The 20,720-nt window shown below is 35.8% G+C and carries 16 protein-coding genes; 14 read left to right on the top strand and 2 right to left on the bottom strand.

What is annotated here, in order from left to right; translation table 11 throughout:
• The first annotated feature begins 250 nt into the window (after positions 1-250).
• Positions 251-1,864 carry a methyl-accepting chemotaxis protein gene (locus H8S01_RS03805; RefSeq protein ID WP_243204192.1) on the top strand — a complete coding sequence of 538 codons (1,614 nt, stop codon included), beginning with the start codon at positions 251-253 and terminating at the stop codon, positions 1,862-1,864.
• 60 nt (positions 1,865-1,924) lie between these two features.
• On the opposite strand, the gene H8S01_RS03800 is transcribed toward H8S01_RS03805, so the two are convergent.
• The gene (locus H8S01_RS03800; RefSeq protein ID WP_186836230.1) at positions 1,925-2,734 is read right to left on the bottom strand and encodes a hypothetical protein; all 810 of its coding nucleotides are present in this window, start codon (positions 2,732-2,734) and stop codon (positions 1,925-1,927) included.
• Positions 2,735-2,901: 167 nt separating this feature from the next.
• Here H8S01_RS03800 and thrC point away from each other — a divergent pair, with 167 nt between their 5' ends.
• The 13 genes from thrC (at position 2,902) to H8S01_RS03735 (ending at position 20,137) form a co-directional block, all read left to right on the top strand.
• Entirely contained in the window at positions 2,902-4,389 is a 1,488-nt protein-coding gene (thrC, locus tag H8S01_RS03795) for a threonine synthase (protein ID WP_021867025.1), read from the top strand.
• Positions 4,390-4,536: 147 nt separating this feature from the next.
• A complete protein-coding gene (locus H8S01_RS03790) occupies positions 4,537-5,319 on the top strand; it encodes an arginase family protein (RefSeq protein WP_186836229.1) in 783 nt (260 codons plus the stop codon).
• Positions 5,320-5,458: 139 nt separating this feature from the next.
• Positions 5,459-6,532: a heat-inducible transcriptional repressor HrcA gene (gene hrcA / locus H8S01_RS03785; protein WP_021867027.1), complete on the top strand. Its 1,074-nt coding sequence runs from the start codon at positions 5,459-5,461 to the stop codon at positions 6,530-6,532.
• 18 nt (positions 6,533-6,550) lie between these two features.
• The gene (gene grpE, locus H8S01_RS03780; RefSeq protein WP_330605483.1) at positions 6,551-7,174 is read left to right on the top strand and encodes a nucleotide exchange factor GrpE; all 624 of its coding nucleotides are present in this window, start codon (positions 6,551-6,553) and stop codon (positions 7,172-7,174) included.
• Positions 7,175-7,261: 87 nt separating this feature from the next.
• Complete coding sequence (dnaK, locus tag H8S01_RS03775) at positions 7,262-9,148, top strand: molecular chaperone DnaK (RefSeq protein ID WP_186836227.1); 1,887 nt, start codon at positions 7,262-7,264, stop codon at positions 9,146-9,148.
• A 177-nt stretch (positions 9,149-9,325) separates the two neighbouring features.
• Positions 9,326-10,456: a molecular chaperone DnaJ gene (dnaJ, locus tag H8S01_RS03770; protein ID WP_021867030.1), complete on the top strand. Its 1,131-nt coding sequence runs from the start codon at positions 9,326-9,328 to the stop codon at positions 10,454-10,456.
• A gap of 306 nt (positions 10,457-10,762) precedes the next feature.
• A complete protein-coding gene (locus tag H8S01_RS03765) occupies positions 10,763-13,729 on the top strand; it encodes an insulinase family protein (RefSeq protein WP_186836226.1) in 2,967 nt (988 codons plus the stop codon).
• A 21-nt stretch (positions 13,730-13,750) separates the two neighbouring features.
• Positions 13,751-14,725 (top strand): GTPase Era, encoded by a 975-nt coding sequence (gene era, locus H8S01_RS03760; RefSeq protein WP_186836225.1) that lies wholly within the window; start codon positions 13,751-13,753, stop codon positions 14,723-14,725.
• A 6-nt stretch (positions 14,726-14,731) separates the two neighbouring features.
• Entirely contained in the window at positions 14,732-15,490 is a 759-nt protein-coding gene (gene recO, locus H8S01_RS03755; RefSeq protein WP_186836224.1) for a DNA repair protein RecO, read from the top strand.
• Positions 15,483-16,331 carry a pyridoxamine kinase gene (locus tag H8S01_RS03750; protein ID WP_186836223.1) on the top strand — a complete coding sequence of 283 codons (849 nt, stop codon included), beginning with the start codon at positions 15,483-15,485 and terminating at the stop codon, positions 16,329-16,331. Before recO ends, H8S01_RS03750 begins: the two co-directional genes overlap by 8 nt.
• 17 nt (positions 16,332-16,348) lie before the next feature.
• Positions 16,349-16,951, top strand: a complete 603-nt coding sequence (locus H8S01_RS03745) for a TIGR04100 family radical SAM protein (protein WP_021867035.1) — start codon at positions 16,349-16,351, stop codon at positions 16,949-16,951.
• Between the two features lie 118 nt (positions 16,952-17,069).
• Positions 17,070-18,458: a glycine--tRNA ligase gene (locus H8S01_RS03740; protein WP_186836222.1), complete on the top strand. Its 1,389-nt coding sequence runs from the start codon at positions 17,070-17,072 to the stop codon at positions 18,456-18,458.
• Positions 18,459-18,484: 26 nt separating this feature from the next.
• Entirely contained in the window at positions 18,485-20,137 is a 1,653-nt protein-coding gene (locus H8S01_RS03735) for a hypothetical protein (protein ID WP_186836221.1), read from the top strand.
• A 288-nt stretch (positions 20,138-20,425) separates the two neighbouring features.
• On the opposite strand, the gene H8S01_RS03730 is transcribed toward H8S01_RS03735, so the two are convergent.
• Complete coding sequence (locus H8S01_RS03730) at positions 20,426-20,605, bottom strand: hypothetical protein (RefSeq protein ID WP_186836351.1); 180 nt, start codon at positions 20,603-20,605, stop codon at positions 20,426-20,428.
• Positions 20,606-20,720: the final 115 nt, after the last annotated feature.

Genomic DNA, 20,720 nt, shown 5'->3' with positions numbered 1-20,720 from the left:
CAAAAAAATAATATTAAAATATAAAGCACCGGCATGTTCATATGTTGGTGCTTTAGTCATATACATATAAGAAAAATAGTAATAATGTAATATATCAATCTGTTGACAATTGGTGTATTATAATGATAAAATTTCTCTGTAGATATATATATGGTTTAAATGAAAGGAAATAAAATGCAGAAGAAAAGCAAAAAAAACCGCATCTATTGCCTATAAGATGAGAAACGGGTATAACAAAGTAATCAAAATAATGATAGCATCTGGAATTTTGTCACTTATAGTAATTGTGCTGCTTCTTGCTAACATGCTTAATTATGTACAGAAGGTTGAGCGTGCAGACAGAGCAGTAAAGACATGTATAATTGATGTTAATTCCGCAGCAAGAAGTATTCGTGAAATGGCACTTAATACAGATAAGTCATCATATAATACATATGAAAGTGATGTCACGGATATATTAAATAATGTTAATTCAGAACTTATTATATTAAAAGGTCTTAATACAGTTGATACGGATTTATATAATCAGTATTCAAAGGCTTTAAATGACTGGGGAACAATTGGATATTCAATTATAAAAGAAATAAAGGCAGGTAATAATACTGCTGCAACAAATGATATACTTAATAAGTGTACACCGGCACTTGATAATGTAATCAGCATCGGAGATAAACTTGATGCCGATACTGATGTAACAAGAAATAATGCAATCTGGTTTACATTTTTCTATGCTATAGCAGGAATTGCAGCAATAATTATATTTGTTATTGTAGCAATAGTTATTTCAAAAAAGACAAGTAAGAATATTGTTAATTCTATTATGCTGCCACTTGGTGAAATTGAAAAAGTCGCAGCAGAACTTACACAGGGAAATCTCCACAGTCAGCTTGATTATCATTCTGATGATGAAATTGGACAGCTTGCACATAATCTTAGAAAGTCAATAAGAATTTTAAGTTCATATGTTGACGATATTGGACATTCAATGAAAGAATTCTCAAAGGGTAACTTTGCAGTTCAGCCTGAAGTTGAATGGAAAGGTGATTTTGTTGACATTCTTAATTCATTTGTTGCATTTGAAAACAGTATGTCTGATACAGTAATCGGAATACAGAGAGCAGCTAATGAAGTATCAGGAGGAGCCGGACAGGTCGCTGAAAGTTCTAATGATCTTGCACAGGGTGCAACAGATCAGGCTGCAGTTGTTGAAGAGCTGACTGCTAGTATCACTAATGTGGCTGAACAGATTGACAAGAATGCCGAGAGTACAAAGAATATAAGCACCAGTGTTGATAATCTCGGAAAAGAGATTGTTACAAGCAATGCAAGAATGCAGGATATGGTTGAATCTATGAATGAAATCAATGAGGCATCTCAGCAGATAGACCAGATTATTGCAACAATTAACGAGATTGCATCAAGAACGAATCTTCTTGCACTTAATGCTTCAATTGAGGCAGCAAGAGCAGGCGAAGCCGGAAAAGGCTTTGCAGTTGTTGCAGACCAGGTAACAGTTCTGGCTGAGAACAGTGCCAAGGCTGCAAAAGAATCAGCAGTACTTATCAGCAATTCTGTAAGTGCGGTTGAAAGAGGTATGGTAATTGCTAATGAAACGGCAGGAAAACTTGAAAAAGTTGCTGATAATTCTAAGCAGATTACAGTCGATGTAAATGATATAGCTGAGACTTTGAAGGCACAGACGGATGTGATTCATCAGATTAATGAAGGTGTTAACCAGATTAATGATGTTGTTCAGACAAATTCAGCAACTTCACAGGAATGTGCTGCTGCAAGCCAGCAGATGAGCAGCGAAGCTGAGAATCTTAAAAAACTTATACGTGAACTCCGCGTTATTAAAAAGTAATATGATAACTCCTGCGATAGCTTTTACGGCTTCGCAGGAGTTTTTTACTGCATGGAAATTTTACAATGAATCAATGTATTTTCTGAACTTTGAAGGCAGGATTATTTTATTGTAAATTGAAGCGTATTGTATAGAAGAAATATTTTCAATGTAATTACGTTCATATTTTACAGATGTTTTCTTTTCGGTCATATCAGCAGCTTTGTTATATGCAATTGCAGCTTCATTTTCAGCTTCATATGTTCCAATCTGGTACATTCCGTTGATGTGGATGGCAGCGCGATATAATTTTTTGCCGTTTTTTTCAATCATGCTCACACCGTTATAGCGGTTAATGACACAGATGTTTTCATAACGGTAATCACATGAATCTCCATTTTTAAAAATGTAGTCACGCCCCTCGACAGAGTGTGCACGGATTCCATAACGGGAGAGAATACTTGTCTGCATTCCAAAATCATTTACATAATAGTACCCGCCGCGTGCAATGATTTTGTGGGTTGAATAATAAAACAGGCTGTCCGTATTGAAAATAAGCGTTTTATCAGGTGACAGAAAATAGAGAAAAAACTTTTTGCACAGGTAAATAGGCGTCTTTATATATATTCCGTTATCTCTGAAATTAATAAGTATTATGTATTTTTCAAAAGGAATATTCATGTCTGGAGAATAAGATGTTGTGTGGAGTTCTGTATTTATGATGTGCAAATCGCTGCGGGACAATATTTCGCATGCTTCATTGTAAGTTACGGCGGCTTCATTTTCAGAAGAGAAACTTCCGAGACTTATATGTTTGTTTTTGTGTGTTATAGAAGAACGATAGTAAACAGTACCGTCTTTTTTATATGCAGTATAAACTCCGGCTGGCATATATTTTCTCCTTTTTTTTAAATGAATGTGTAAATTTGCAAAATAATGTTGTGTTTATTCATAACTATGTTGTATAATAACAAATGATTATATGGTTTTATTATATGTCAATGATGTTGATTTTTCCATATAAAAATTAGTAAATGATATTAAGGGTGGAAAGAAGAATGAGTTTGTTTTACAAAAGTACCAGAGACGACAGCGTAAAGGTTACTGCATCACAGGCAATATTAAAGGGACTTGCACCGGACGGCGGTTTATTTGTACCGGAAAGTATTCCTTCATTTGACAAGAGTCTTGAAGAGTTATCTAAGATGTCATACAAAGAAGTGGCATATGAAGTAATGAAGCTTATGCTGGATGATTTCACAGAAGAAGAGTTAAAGGCTTGTATCGACAAGGCATATGATGAAAAGTTTGATACAGATGTAATCGCACCGCTTGTCAAAGCTGATGGTGCTTATTATCTGGAACTTTTCCATGGTGCAACTATTGCATTCAAGGATATGGCACTTTCAATACTTCCACATTTGCTTATAACTTCAGCTAAGAAGAATGACGTACATAATGAGATAGTTATTCTTACAGCTACATCAGGCGATACAGGAAAAGCTGCACTTGCAGGATTTGCCGATGTTAAGGGAACACGTATTATTGTATTTTATCCTAAGAATGGTGTCAGCCCGATTCAGGAAAAACAGATGGTTACACAGAAGGGTGATAATACATATGTAATCGGAATTAAAGGAAACTTTGATGATGCACAGACTGGTGTAAAGAAGATTTTCGGAGACAAAGAGCTTGAAAAAGAGATGGCAGAGGCAGGATTTCAGTTCTCATCAGCTAACTCAATCAATATCGGACGTCTTGTACCACAGATTGTTTATTATGTATATGCTTATACAAGACTTCTTGCAGATGGTGAGATTAAAGCCGGAGACAAGATTAATGCTGTAGTTCCTACAGGTAATTTTGGTAATATCCTTGCAGCATTCTATGCTAAGAATATGGGACTTCCTATTAACAAGCTTATTTGTGCATCAAATGAGAATAAAGTATTATATGATTTCTTCACAACAGGTGAATACGACAGAAACAGAGAGTTTGTTCTTACAACATCTCCTTCTATGGATATTCTTATTTCAAGTAATCTTGAACGTCTTATCTATAGAATTGCCGGAAATAGTGCAAAGAAGAATTCAGAGCTTATGGAATCATTAAAGAACACAGGCAAGTACGAGATTACACCTGAGATGAAAGCACAGTTATCTGATTTCTATGGCAATTATGCAACTGAAGCTGAAGATGCAGCTACAATAAAGAAGCTTTATGAAGATACAGGCTATGTTATCGATACTCATACAGCAGTTGCTGCTACAGTTTACGAGAAATATAAGAAAGAGACCGGCGATGATACAGTTACAGTAATTGCATCAACAGCAAGTCCATATAAGTTTACAAGAAGCGTTATGGATGCTATTGATTCAAAGTATGACAGTATGACTGACTTTGAACTTGTAGATGAATTAAGCAAGATTTCTAATGTTGCCGTTCCACAGGCAATTGAAGATATAAGAACAGCACCTGTTCTTCATGATACAGTATGTGAAGTTAATGAGATGAGTTCAAGCGTTAAAAAGATTCTTGGAATTTAATCGGAATTAATTATAAAGCATAAAGCTTTTGCAAAATGGATTTGAATCTGTTTTGCAGAAGCTTTTTTCATATCTTGTATCAGAGGGGAGAATATGTTTTCAATTATATGGAAAATTTGAAAGACTAAAATGAAAGCGGGGTATTATATGCAGGACGATTATGGGAATGTAACATTAGTTAATGTATCGGGAATTTATGATGAACAACCTTTATTTATTGATAAATTAAAAAAAGGCGGTGCTGGAGTTATAGATGCTGTCAGTATGACAGGGACAAACGGATATTGTGATGATATGGCAAAAGAAAATTTTCGTGAAATGATGAAAGAATATCCGACAAAAGGTATTCATTTTATTGATGGAGGCAATTACCATTATCTCACACTTTTATGGTTAAGTCTTATAGAGGAGCCGTTTGACCTGATAGTATTTGATAATCATTCTGATATGCAAAAGCCGGCATTTGGTGATGTTTTATCATGCGGCGGCTGGATTAGAAATCTGGTGGAAGATTCCGGCTTTAAAGGGAAAGTAACTGTTGTAGGTGTTGACAAAGATAATATAGATAAAGAAATGAAGGAGCTGGGGGTAAAGTTTATTACAAAGCAGACAATACTTAAAAAGAGAGGACAACAGTATGGTCTTGAAAATGAACTTATAGATAAATGCTGGACAGGAAAAAGACCTGTATATATTTCGGTTGATAAAGATGTGCTTGATGAAAAAGAATATAAAACAAACTGGAATCAGGGAATCATGAGTGTTGATGAGCTTTTTGCAATAATTGAGGACACATTTGAAATGCGTAAAGTTATAGGCATGGACATCTGCGGAGAGATGGATGAGGCGGTAAATTCAGAATTTGGCAGCATTTATAATGAAATAAACCAGGCAGTTAATATGAGATTTTTAAAGTTTAGAATTTCTTAATAAAAAAATTTAATAAGGGTGTTGACATTAATATGAGGTAGTGTTATTTTATGTATATCAAATGTTAGCACTCAAATTTAACGAGTGCTAACATGAGATAAATAAGCAGCATTTATTTATGGATAAGGAGTGAGAGTCAATGGAACTTGATGACAGAAAAGTTAAGATTCTGAAAGCAATCATTAAAAATTATCTTGAAACAGGCGAACCGGTTGGCTCAAGAACCATATCCAAATATGCAGATTTGAAACTGAGTTCGGCCACAATCAGAAATGAGATGGCAGACCTTGAAGAACTTGGATATATTGTCCAGCCTCATACATCGGCAGGAAGAATTCCTACAGATAAAGGTTACAGATTTTATGTGGATGATATGATGAGTCAGAAAGAGACAGAACTTGTGAACAGGGAGCAGGTAGTGACAGACAGAGAAAAAGAAGTTGAGTCAATGCAGGGTATCCTTTCACAGAAGGTCGATAAGGTTGAAGAACTTCTTCAGAATGTTGCAAAAGTGCTTGCAAAAGATACTAACTATGCAACAATGGTCAGTGCACCACAGGTTAAAGGTAACAAGCTTAAATTTGTCCAGCTTTCGCAGCTTGAAACAAATAAGATTCTGGCGGTTATTGTTATGGAAGGCAATATAATCCGTAACAAAGTAATAACAGTAAGTGAAGATTTATCACAGGAGAATCTTTTAAAGCTTAACATTCTTTTGAATACGAGCCTTACAGGACTTTCATTGCAGGAGATGAATCTTAGTATTGTATCTAAGATGGAGAATCAGGCAGGAGAGCATATGCAGCTTGTAAAAGAAGTTGTTGATGCTATTGTTGAGACAATAAGCGGAGAAGATAATTTAAAGATATATACCAGCGGTGCAACTAATATTTTCAAATATCCTGAGCTTAGCGATTCGACGAAAGCAAGTGAGCTTATATATGCACTTGAGGAAAAACAGTCACTTACTGATTTTGTAAAAGATACAGAGAGTGATGATTCCGATAATACAGGAATTCAGGTATATATAGGAAATGAAGCACCGGTTGAGTCAATGAAAGACTGTAGCGTAGTTACGGCAACTTATGAGCTGCAGGATGGCATGCGTGGAACGATAGGTATTATCGGACCGAAACGTATGGATTATGATAAAGTTGTTGAAAAACTTAAGACAATTCAGAATCAACTGGATGATGTCTTTAAGAAATCATAGGAAAGGTTGGATATAAAAGTGTCAAAGAAAGAAAAAGATTTAAAGAAGAAAGATGAAAAATTAGAAAAAGATATTGATAAGACTGAAAAAAAAGACGCTGAAACTGTAGAAGCTCAGGCTGATAACGCAGATGCAGATAACACTGCAAGCGATGCGGAGGCAGCAGGTGATACAGATAATGATAAATCTGATAATAAAAAGAAAGATCCACGAGACGCTGTTATTGATGAACTGCAGGACAGAGTTAAGCGTCAGATGGCTGAGTTTGACAATTACAGAAAGCGTACAGATAAAGAGAAGTCAGCAATGTTTGAAATGGGAGCTTCAGATGTAATTAAAAAGTTACTTCCTATTGTTGATAATTTTGAACGTGGTTTTAAAGCAATCACGGATGAAGAAAAGGAAACACCATTTGCCAAAGGTATGGATATGGTTTACAAGCAGACAATGAAGATGCTTGAAGATCTTGAAGTTAAACCTATCGAGGCAGTTGGTTTGGAGTTTAACCCGGATGTTCATAATGCAGTAATGCATGTTGAAGATGATTCAGTAGGCGAAGGAATAGTAGTTGAAGAATTTGAGAAGGGTTACACATATAGAGATACTGTGATTCGTCACAGCATGGTAAAGGTTGCCAATTAGTTGAATTTTGAGTGATTAATTGCAGCATTTACATTATGACAATTGAAATTAGTATTTAATGTGCATTGCACAGAAAGGAAGATTAATATGGGAAAGATTATTGGTATTGACTTAGGTACAACAAACTCATGCGTAGCAGTTATGGAAGGCGGTAAGCCGGTTGTTATCGCAAATACAGAAGGTCTTAGAACAACTCCTTCAATCGTAGCATTTACAAAGAATGGTGAAAGACTTGTAGGTGATCCTGCAAAACGTCAGGCAGTAACAAATGCTGACAAGACAATTTCATCTATTAAGAGACATATGGGTACAGATTACAAGGTTGAGATTGATGGTAAGAAATACACACCACAGGAAATTTCAGCTATGATTCTCCAGAAATTAAAGGCTGATGCAGAAAACTACCTCGGTGAAAAAGTTACAGAAGCAGTTATTACAGTTCCTGCATACTTCAACGATGCACAGAGACAGGCAACTAAGGATGCCGGTAAGATTGCAGGCCTTGATGTTAAGAGAATTATCAACGAGCCAACAGCAGCAGCTCTTGCTTATGGTCTTGATAATGAAAAAGAACAGAAGATTATGGTATACGATTTAGGTGGTGGTACATTTGATGTATCTATCATTGAAATTGGTGATGGAGTTATCGAAGTTCTTGCTACAGCTGGTAATAACAGACTTGGTGGAGATGACTTTGATGAGAGAATCACACAGTATATGCTTGATGATTTCAAGAGTAAGGAAGGCGTAGATCTTTCTAAAGATACAATGGCTCTTCAGAGATTAAGAGTTGCTGCAGAGCAGGCTAAGAAGGAACTTTCAAGTGCTATGCAGACAAATATCAATCTGCCATATATTACAGCTACAGCTGAAGGTCCAAAGCATTTTGATATGACTCTTACAAGAGCTAAATTTGATGAACTTACACATGACCTTGTTGAGAAGACAGCAGAGCCGGTAAGAAATGCATTAAATGATGCTGGTATCACAGCTTCTGAACTTTCAAAGGTATTACTTGTAGGTGGTTCTACAAGAATTCCGGCAGTACAGGATAAAGTAAAACAGCTTACAGGACATGAGCCAAGCAAATCATTAAATCCAGATGAATGTGTTGCTATTGGTGCATCTGTTCAGGGTGGTAAACTTGTAGGTGATGCCGGTGCCGGTGATATCCTTCTTCTTGATGTAACACCACTTTCTCTTTCAATTGAGACAATGGGTGGTATTGCTACAAGACTTATTGAAAGAAATACAACAATTCCTACAAAGAAGAGCCAGATATTCTCTACAGCTGCTGATAATCAGACAGCCGTTGATATCAATGTAGTACAGGGTGAAAGACAGTTCGCTAGGGATAACAAGTCACTCGGTCAGTTCAGACTTGATGGTATTCCACCAGCAAGAAGAGGTGTTCCACAGATTGAAGTTACATTTGATATTGATGCTAATGGTATCGTAAATGTATCTGCTAAGGATTTGGGAACAGGTAAGGAACAGCACATCACAATTACAGCAGGTTCTAACATGTCAGATGCTGATATTGATAAGGCTGTTAAGGAAGCTGCTGAATTCGAGGCACAGGATAAGAAACGTAAGGAAGCAATTGAAGTAAGAAATGATGCGGATTCAATCGTATTCCAGACACAGAAAGCACTTGATGAAGCCGGTGATAAGCTTGATGCTAATGATAAGGCTGCTGTTGAGACAGACCTCAATGCATTAAAGAGTCTTGTTGACAGCACAGATGCTGAAAATATGACAGATTCACAGGTTGATGAGATTAAGGCTGCTAAGGAAAAACTTATGGAAAGTGCACAGAAGCTTTTTGCTAAGCTCTATGAAGCACAGCAGGGTGCAGCCGGTGCAGGCCCTGATATGGGTGCCGGTGCAGGTCCTGATATGAACAATGGTTCAGCTTCTAATGGTAATCCTTATGGCGATGATGTCGTTGACGGTGACTACAAAGAAGTGTAAAATCAATTGATGTTTAAACGGATTTACATGCAGTAGTGAAAGTTACAGAGCGTGTATTGATTCATTAAATATTGGAGCTTGAATTAAACTGCATGGGGCAGAAAGCCCTGTGCAGTTTTTGGTGAAAAAAGCAAAAATTTTACATGTGTATTAGACAAACACAGAAATGGAGTTAATATGGCAGATAAAAGAGATTATTATGAGGTTCTTGGCGTTTCAAGAGATGCCGATGATGCTGCAATAAAAAAGGCATACAGGCAGCTTGCAAAGAAGTACCATCCTGATACAAATCCCGGTGATAAAGAAGCTGAAGCGAAGTTTAAAGAGGCATCAGAAGCATATGCAGTGTTAAGTGATGCTGAAAAACGTCGTCAGTATGACCAATTTGGACATTCTGCATTTGAAAATGGAGGTGCCGGCGGCGGTGGCTTTGATTACAGCAACATGGGAGATATTTTCAGCGATATATTTGGCGGTGGAGATATTTTTGGAGATTTGTTTGGCGGCGGTTCAAGAAGAAGAAACAGTAATGGACCAATGCGTGGTGCAGATGTAAGAAAATCTGTCAGAATTACATTTGCCGAATCGGTAAAAGGAACGAGCAAGAAGATAGATATTGAATTTAAAGACTCATGTCAGAAGTGTAATGGTACAGGTGCAAAACCTGGTACTCAGCCTGAGACATGTCCTAAGTGTGGCGGTAAAGGTCAGGTTGTATACACACAGCAGTCATTTCTTGGCATGGTTCGTAATGTCCAGCCTTGTCCGGACTGTAACGGTACAGGTAAGATTATTAAAGAAAAATGTCCTGACTGTCATGGAAGCGGTTATATCAACACAAGAAAGACTATCGAAGTTACAATTCCAGCCGGAATTGATAATGGTCAGAGTGTAAGAATACAGGGCAAAGGTGAGCCGGGTGTAAATGGCGGACCAAGAGGAGATTTGCTTGTAACAGTAATGATTTCAGCAGACCCTGAATTTAAGAGAGATGGATATAATATAATGTCAGATGTTGTTATATCTTATCCAACAGCAGTTCTTGGCGGTGAAGTAAAAGTTAAGACTGTAGATGGCGAAGTGGTTTACGAAGTAAAACCGGGAACGGCTTCAGGCACGGTTGTACGTTTAAGAGGAAAAGGCATGCCGACTGTAAGAAACAATGCAGTGCGAGGCGACCATTACATCACAGTTATCGTAGATGTTCCTAAACGTCTTACAAATGAGCAGAAAGAGGCTTTGATTGCATACGACAAAGCACTTACAGGCGAAGAAAAGCATATAAAGAAAAAGGGATTTTTCAAATAAAAAAAATAAAGTCTGTTTTCACCTCGGGATTAAAAATCCAATATGTGAAAACAGACTTTATTTTTTCCACGTTTCATGAAATGGAGGACAATTTTCATCTCGGGATTAGAAATCCAATATGTGAAAACAGACTTTTTTTCTTCGTTTTAAGAAGCAGAGGATAGGTTTAATTACAAATAAATATGGATATAAATGCAAAAATGTGATAATATTAAAAAGAATATAGTTTCTTCGCAAAACAAGGAGGATAAAATCCTCTCCTCGCTGGAGAGACTCGGATTTTGTAACACAAAACAAGGAGGATTTATGACTGATATAAATAAACTGAATTTATCAAAATATGATGTAATTTCCGTTGAAAAGCTTGAAGATTTAGATTCTACAGGGCTTTTATTAAGACATAAAAAGAGCGGTGCAAGGATTGCCATTGTTTCCAATGATGATAATAATAAGGTATTTTCTATAGGTTTTAAGACACCGCCGTATAACGATACAGGGCTGCAGCATATTCTTGAACATTCGACACTCTGCGGTTCAAGAAAATATCCTGTGAAAGACCCGTTTGTAGAACTTTGCAAGGGGTCGCTCAACACATTTCTTAATGCTATGACTTATCCGGATAAGACTGTATATCCCGTTGCGAGCTGCAATGATGTGGATTTCAAAAATATTATGGATGTTTATATGGATGCGGTATTTTATCCTGATATTTATAATAAGCCACAGATTTTTAAGCAGGAAGGCTGGCATTATGAACTTGAAAATGAGGATGATGAGCTTAAAATCAATGGCGTTGTATATAATGAGATGAAAGGTGTATATTCGTCACCGGATGACGTGCTTTCAAGATATACATGTGTATCTTTATTTCCTGACACGCCTTACAGATTTGAGTCGGGCGGTGAGCCTGCTCATATTCCTGAACTTGATTACAATGAATTTCTTGATTATCACAAGAAGTTTTATCATCCTGTAAACAGCTATATTTATCTGTATGGTGATATGGATGTACAGGAAAGACTTGATTATCTTGATAGGGAATACCTTAGTGATTTTGATGCAGATGATGTAGAGATTGACGCATCAATTCCTGCACAGAAGAGTTTTGAAAATGATGTTTTTAAGGAATTTAATTATGCTGTAACGGATGACGAACCGCTTGAAAATAATGCATTTCTTTCATATAACAAGGTTGTTGGAACATCACTTGATGCAAAACTTTATCTTGCAATGCAGATTCTTGATTATGCACTTATCATGGCTCCCGGAGCAAAGTTAAAACAGGCTCTTATTGATAAAAATATAGGAACCGATATTTACAGCAGTTTTGAGACATCTGTGTATCAGCCGATTTATTCAATTATTGCTAAAAATGCAGATGAAAATAAGAGACAGGAGTTCACAGATACAATTAATGAAGTGCTCAGTGATATTGTAAAAAATGGTATTGATATGCGTATGATTGATGCGGGAATCAATTATTATGAATTCAAATACCGTGAGGCTGATTATGGTGCATATCCAAAGGGATTAATGTATTATCTCACAATGATGGACAGCTGGCTTTATGATGAAAATAAGCCGTTTATTCATATTGAGGCGGGAAAGACATTTGAGCAGATTAAAAAAGAAAAAGAGTCAGGATTATTTGAAAAAATAATCGAGGAGTGGCTTGTAAATAATCATCATGGTTCTGTTATATCGCTGGTTCCGAAAAGGAATCTTGAAAAAGAACTTGAAGATAAGACAAAGTCTGAGCTTGCAGATTTTAAGTCTAAGCTGACAAAAGAGCAGATACAGCAGTATGTGCGTGAAACAAAGGAATTAAAGGAATATCAGGACGAGCCTTCAAGTCAGGAGAATCTTGAAAAAATTCCAATGCTCGCACTCAAAGATATTGGAAAAACTCCGGCAAGACTTTATATCGATGAAAAAGAGGAAAATGGTATCAAGGTTATTCACCATAATATGTTTACCAACAGAATTGCATATATTATGATGTCTTTTGAATGTAAGAGTGTATCAGATGAACTTGTACCATATATAGGACTCCTTTCATCAGTGCTTGGACTTATGGATACTGATAATTTCACATATCCTGAACTTACTAATGAAATCAATATTAATTCGGGAGGACTTTCATCAGATTCTGCAATATATACAGATAATAAAGAACTTGATAAGTATCAGATAAGATATGAGGTAAAAGGTAAAGTATTATATGAAAAAATACCTTTTATGCTTGAAATGATGCATGAAATTATATATTGTACAAAATTTGATGATTATAAGAGACTTAAAGAGATTATTTCAAGAACAAAGTCGAGAATTGAAAGCTCAATGACAGGTATGGGACATACAGTAGCTATGCTTTATGGAATGTCACAGTTATCTGCATCGGGATATTATTCAAATCTTATGAGAGGATACGGATTTTACCTTTTTATCCAGGAGATTGAAAAAGATTTTGATAACAGAAAAGAAGAGATTGCAGGTACACTTAACCAGCTTATAAAGCTTATATTTACAAAGGAAAACCTTGTTGTCAGCTTTAATGCCAATGATGATGGATATGATAAATTTAAGGCTGCTTTTGGTGATTTTGCAGGAAAATTAAATACAGACAATTATCCTGTAGAAATAAGAAAATTTAAGCCATGTAATGTTAAAACAGGTTTTACGTCATCATCACAGGTTCAATATGTTGCAAGATGTGGCAATTTTGTTGATGCGGGATATAAGTATACAGGTGCATTAAGAGTTTTAAAAGTTATTTTCGGCTATGATTATCTTTGGATAAATGTGCGTGTTAAAGGCGGTGCATACGGCTGTATGAGCGGTTTTGGCAAAAATGGTGACATGTATATGGTATCTTACCGTGATCCTAACCTTAAAAAGACAAATGAAATTTTTGATGAATCAGTTGATTATATTAAGAATTTTGATGTGAGTGACAGAGACATGCTCAAGTTCATAATTGGTACAATAGGAGATATGGATACACCAATGAATCCGGCAGCTAAGGGCGTTCGTTCATTTGGAGCATATATAAGCAATGTGACTATTGAAGATTATCAGAGAGAGCGTGATGAAGTTTTAGGTGCGACACCGGAGAAGATAAGAGAACTGGCACCAATTGTTGAAGCAGGACTTAAACAGAATCATCTGTGCGTTGTTGGTAATTATAAAAACATAAATGATGAATCATCTATGTTTGATGAGATTAAGCCATTATTTGTATCAGCAGTACAAAATAACAGTGAAGAAGAATGATTTTTTGGAATGGAGAAAAGTATGAATTTGGATGAAATGCTTGCTGCAAGCGGAATTACAGGCGGTGCGGCTGCTGACGGAAAAAATGTAAAGTCAGGGTTTGTTACGCTGATAGGACGACCTAATGTAGGTAAGTCAACACTTATGAACCGTATGATAGGTCAGAAAATTGCCATTACGTCTAATAAGCCTCAGACGACAAGAAACAGAATACAGACAGTCCATACAGATGAAAGAGGACAGATTGTATTTGTTGATACACCCGGTATTCACAAGGCAAAAAATAAACTTGGTGAATATATGGTTGGAGCAGCAGAAAAGACAATCGGCGAAGTTGATGTTGTATGCTGGCTTGTTGAGCCGACAACATATATCGGTGCGGGAGAACAGCATATTATTGAAAGACTTAAAAAAGTAAAAGCACCGATAATTCTTGTTATAAATAAAGTAGATACAATCAAAAAAGAAGAAATTCTTCCGGTTATTGACTGCTATAGAAAAGAACTTGATTTTCAGGAAATAATACCTGTGTCAGCAAGAAGCGGTGCAAATGTTGATGAACTGATTGATACAATTTATAAATATCTTCCTTATGGTCCGATGTTTTATGATGAGGATACAATAACAGACCAGCCTATGAGACAGATTGTCGCCGAGCTTATAAGAGAGAAAGCACTTCATGCACTTAATGAAGAGATTCCTCACGGAATTGCCGTTGTAATTGACAGCATGAAAGAAAGAAAAAGCCAGAAGGGCATAATTACAGATATTCAGGCAACCATTATATGTGAGAGAGATTCCCACAAAGGAATAATTATAGGTAAAGGCGGAGAAATGCTTAAAAAAATCGGTGCAAATGCCAGATATGAGATTGAAAAGCAGCTTGATACAAAAGTGAATCTTCAGCTTTGGGTGAAAGTTAAAAAAGAATGGCGTGACAGCGATGTTCTTATTAAGAATTTTGGTTATGACAAAAAGAAGGACGATTTGGGTTAATCTGATATGAGTGACATAACAGAGGTTACAGGCATAGTTTTATCAGCTATGCCTGTAGGCGAGTTTGACAGAAGGATAGTAATTCTTACAAAGGAAAGAGGTAAGATTGCAGCATTTGCAAAAGGGGCAAGACGACCAAACAGTCCTCTTACAGGAATAACAAGACCATTTGTTTTTGGAACATTTCAGGTGTATGAGGGAAGAACTTCGTATACGATAAGACAGGCGAATATAACAGCTTATTTTGAAGAAATTATAAGCGATTTTGATGCGGTCTGTTATGCATATTATTTTGCGGAGCTTGCCGATTATTATGGCAGGGAAAATCTTGATGCGTCTGTTATGATAAATCTGTTATATGCTGCATTAAAGGCTCTTGGACGTAAAAATTTATCAAAGCCGCTTATCCGCCTTACCTATGAACTGAGAATAATTGCAATAAATGGTGAAAGTCCGGATTTTTTTGTATGTCAGGGCTGTGGCAAGGAAAAAGAACATTTGGTCTCATTTTCAAAGAGTACACTTGGAATTTACTGTGCGGATTGTGCAGATTATGCACATATGTCAGTAAAACTGGAAGATTCGACAGTTCATGCACTTCAGTATATAACGGGAACACCATTAAACAGACTTTTTTCCTTTGCTGTAAATAAAAATGTATTAATGCAGCTGATGGAAGTTATTACATCGGTAAGGGAATCGGTTATAGATAAAAAAATGAAATCATTTGAAATGCTTTCAATACAGGAGGAGTTAAATGCTTAAAAATATTTCACATAATAATCAGAAAAAAATTGCATTGATTAATGATTTTACCGGATTTGGGAGGTGTTCAATTGCGGTTGAACTTCCTATTATATCCACACTCAAAGTACAATGTTGTCCATTACCTACTTCAATTTTTTCTAATCACACAGGGTTTGACAGTTATTTTTTTGATGATTATACTGACAGGATGGAAAGATATGTGGAGGAGTGGAAAAAGCTGGATTTATCATTTAACGGAATATGCTCCGGATTTCTTGGTTCAGCCAGACAGATTTCTATTGTTAAGGATTTTATAAAAGAATTTAAAACTGATGATACAATAGTTGTTGTGGACCCGGTTATGGGCGATTATGGGAAAATTTATTCTACATATACAGATGAAATGTGTGGTCTTATGAAGGAACTTGTTGCAGGAGCAGACATAATAACTCCTAATATTACTGAAAGCTGTATTCTTACTGATACCCCATATTCTGACATGCTTTATGAAAAAGACATAGTAGAACTTGCAGAAAAACTTTCAATGATGGGACCTGAAAAGGTAGTTATAACAGGAATTGTTCAAGGAACATTTATTTCAAATTATTGTTATGAAAGAGAAAAAGAAGGGAAAAAAGGCTATTTTGTTAAAGCATTAAAGATTGGGGCACAAAGAAGTGGAACAGGTGATATATTTACATCAATAATTGCAGCAGATGCGGTCAATGGTGTGGATTTTCATAAATCAGTAAAAAAAGCTTCTTCGTTTATAAAAAAATGTATCATGAAGTCAATTGAACTTGATATACCATTGACTGATGGTGTATGCTTTGAAGAGCTGTTATATTCATTAAAATAAATATTTGGAGGTGCTTCATGGAAATATTATATAAGGTACATAATAATTTGTATGTTAATCTTACTAACAGATGTCCATATGCCTGTACATTCTGTCTTAGACAGACAATGGACAGAATCGGTGAGTCGGACAGATTATGGCTTGAAAGAGAACCGTTGGCAAAAGAGGTTATAGACGAGTTTGCAAAATTCAATATGGAAGATTATGACGAAGTCGTTTTTTGTGGATTTGGCGAGCCTACAGAGGCATTTGATGTGTTAAAGGAAGTTGCTTCATATGTCAAAAAGACATATAACAAGCCTATTAGAATTAACACAAATGGTGTAGGAAATCTGATTAATAAAAGGGATATTGTACCTGAGATGGAAGGGATTATTGATACAGTTTCAATAAGTCTTAATGATCCTGATAAAAAAAGATATAATGAGCTTGTAAGAAGCAAGTTTGGTGATGAATCATTTGATGCAATGCTTTCGTTTGCAAAAGAATGTACAAAATATATTCCAAATGTTGTCCTTACAACAGTTGATACGACAATTTCCCATGAAGAAGAGGCACAGTGTCAGAAAATATGTGATGATATAGGTGCAAAATACAGAATAAGGCCATGGGAAGAATAAAAGTATCATTGGACAGAGAATAATACATAGCCGGGAAAGATTTAAGCTTGTCATATTTGAAGAAATGTTATAAAATTATCTGCATATTGCAGTCAAACATAACGGAGGTAGAAAAGAAATGGAAAAGACAATGGAAAAGATTGTTTCTCTTGCAAAGGCCAGAGGATTTGTATATCCTGGTTCTGAAATATACGGCGGATTGGCTAATACATGGGATTATGGTAATCTTGGTGTAGAACTTAAAAATAACGTAAAGAAAGCATGGTGGCAGAAGTTTGTACAGGAAAGCCCATATAATGTCGGTGTTGACTGTGCAATTCTTATGAATCCACAGACATGGGTAGCTTCAGGTCATCTTGGTGGTTTCTCAGACCCTCTTATGGATTGTAAGGAATGTCATGAGAGATTCCGTGCAGATAAGCTTATTGAAGACTGGGCAGCAAATAATAATTTTGATATTGGAGGTTCAGTTGACGGCTGGACTCAGGAACAGATGAAGAATTTTATTGATGAGCATGAAATTAACTGTCCTACATGTGGAAAGCATAATTTTACAGATATCAGACAGTTTAACCTTATGTTCAAGACATTTCAGGGAGTTACAGAAGATGCTAAGAATACAGTATATTTAAGACCAGAGACAGCACAGGGTATTTTCGTAAACTTTAAGAATGTTCAGAGAACATCAAGAAAGAAGATTCCATTTGGTATCGGTCAGATTGGTAAATCATTCAGAAATGAGATTACACCAGGTAACTTCACATTCAGAACAAGAGAATTTGAGCAGATGGAACTTGAGTTCTTCTGCAAACCTGGCACAGACCTTGAGTGGTTCAGATATTGGAGAGAGTATTGCATCAACTGGCTTAAAGCTCTCGGTATCAAGGATGATGAGATGCGTGCAAGAGACCATTCACCAGAAGAACTCTGTTTCTACAGCAAGGGAACAACAGATATTGAATTCTTATTCCCATTTGGATGGGGTGAACTCTGGGGTATCGCTGACAGAACAGATTATGACCTTACTCAGCATCAGACAGTATCAGGTGAGGATATGTCATATTTTGATGATGAGTCAAAAGAAAAATATATCCCATATGTTATTGAGCCATCACTCGGTGCAGACAGAGTTACACTTGCTTTCCTTTGTTCAGCATATGATGAAGAGGAACTTGAGGGCGGCGATGTGAGAACAGTTCTTCATTTCCATCCTGCTATTGCACCTGTTAAGATTGGTATTCTTCCACTTTCTAAGAAGTTAAATGAAGGGGCAGAAAAGGTATTTGCAGAACTTTCAAAGACATATAACTGTGAATTTGATGACAGAGGCAATATTGGTAAGAGATATAGAAGACAGGATGAAATTGGTACACCATTCTGTGTTACTTATGACTTTGATTCTGAGGAAGACGGAGCTGTTACAGTACGTGACAGAGACACAATGGAACAGGAAAGAGTTAAGATTGAGGATTTGAAAGCATATTTCGCAGAAAAATTTGAGTTTTAATTATGCGGAAAGGCACGGTTATTTATATGATATGTCCAAAATGTGGTCAGGAATATGAAGGTGATAAGTGTCCAAGATGCAATGGACCGGAAGTCATTGTTAATAATGCAGATTATCTGAAACGGAAGAGGGCGTATGAGGAGAAGCAGGCCGGAAAGGGGTCTGCTTCTTCTGATAAAGAGACTTCTGAAAATAATACAGCAGATGTTAAAAATGGTGGGCAGGAAGAAGTGCTGCCTGATGAAATGTTTCGGCGTCTTAAAGAAAGTGGAAGTAAATTTGCACAGGATGCGGTTGAAAAAACAGCATCACAGGCGAAAAAGGCTGTAAAAGGCAAGAAGAAGCTGATAGTAAGAATAATTGCAGCAGCAATAGTTTTAATGCTGGCTTCTCTTGCAGGATTTGGCGTATTTAAGCTTGCAACACGTAAAAATTATGTTTTGTATATGAAATACAATAATAAAATATATAATGTTGCAGGGATAGACAGTAAGCTGGTCTGCAGCGAAGATGATATTGTTTTTGAGGCTGATAATAATTCATTTTATATGCCGGAATTTTCTGATGAAATAGATAAAAATAATATTATACAGAAAATGGCTTCCAATCAGGGAAAATATTTTACTGCCATAACTTATGATTCTATGGAAGACAAGTACACGCTTTTTGTATGGAACAATTCAATGAGTCTCAGACTTGCTGAAAGTTCAAATAAAAAAGAAATACTCTATATAAGTGATAAAGGAACTATAATTTATAAAGATACCCAGGTTGTAAATGACCAGGGGGCATTAGGACAGACATCACTTATGGTAAGTAAGCTGGATAAATCCAAAGATGGTGATGTGCATGGTGTTATAACAGAAGTTGAGTCGTCGCTTGCAAATGTGTATATATATTCTGCCAAAAATACGATTATATATAATTCAACCGGTAATGTGTTGTATACACTTAATTATGATAAAGATGAGAAGAAAAAGGAAATATCTGAAGATGCAAAAAATATTTATGCACTTACAAGTAAATCTTCTGTGAGATATTCCTATAAGGCAAATCCGGTTAATCAGTCAGATAAGGCGGAAGGATTTATATATAGTGTCAACGGAAACTGTTATTATCACAGCATATCATCAAAGAATACAGAGGATATGTTTATTGGTAAATTTAACGGTTCCGGTGTTGAGCTTATATATGATAAAGATTATGTATATGTAATCAATTCTGGTCAGGTAAGCTATGCGTCTGTCAAGAAGGATGTAACGCCGGTATTTACAGTTGTGTCAAAGCTCGGAGGTGCGTCAGATTATGTATTTCTTGAATTAGCTGATACGATTGCAGCAGTTGATGAAAATAATAATCTAATAAGCATAAGTTCCGGTAAAGTTAAAACTATTGCTGAAAATATTACGGATGGCTCTTTAAGCATTGTAAAAAATACATCATCTGAACTTACGTATATACGTGATAATGTCCAATATTATAAAAAGTCGCTTACAGCAGATGAGGTGAAGATGACAGATGTTGGCTCAGATGCAGATACTGTGAGCACATTATTTTATAAAAATAAACTGTATTATTACAATTCAGATAAGAAATTATGCTCATGTACAGTAAAAGGAAAGAATGGTTCAGTGGTTGGAGACGTTGAACGTTTCTGGCTGGGAACAGAGTATAAGTAGAAAATGTAAAAGAGATGTAACTGTGATTTGTGTAGTTACATCTCTTTTTATATTATAAATCGTACTTTTGAGTGATTATATTTTTAAATTACTTTTTATATTTGTCCAATGAGCATTTTGTAGCGTGAATAATATCTCTTAAAATATAAAAATTGTAAGATAACCTCCAAACTGAGATACGTTTTATCTTAGTTTGGAGGTTTGTGTGAAATTTGGGAAAATCCCAGCTTTATTATATAAACACATATTAATAACATTATACCTTAGACAGAAGATATGAGTTGAAAGTTATAATGTTATATCTTCAACGGATATTCCTAATGAGGATAGTTTAGCTATAGTAACTTTAAGCTGATAGTCAAGCTCTTTATTTTCGGTATTGCCATTTGCCTTTTTGATACGTTGTAAATCAGTATATTTATCAATTGTTAAACTAATAAGTTCCTCGCGTGTCATTGAATCGCTCACTTTCTATCACCTTCTTTCGTTGGTGACATTATATCATAGCATAAAGTTATTATTCAATTATAATTGTGTAGTATATAATGTAAATATACTAACACTATAAAAATGCTATGTCAAT

The organism is Lachnospira hominis (ex Liu et al. 2021) (assembly GCF_014287955.1).
Lineage (GTDB): Bacteria > Bacillota > Clostridia > Lachnospirales > Lachnospiraceae > Lachnospira > Lachnospira hominis.
Note: the sequence above shows the minus strand (reverse complement) of the source record. Positions and strands in the feature narration are given on the sequence as shown.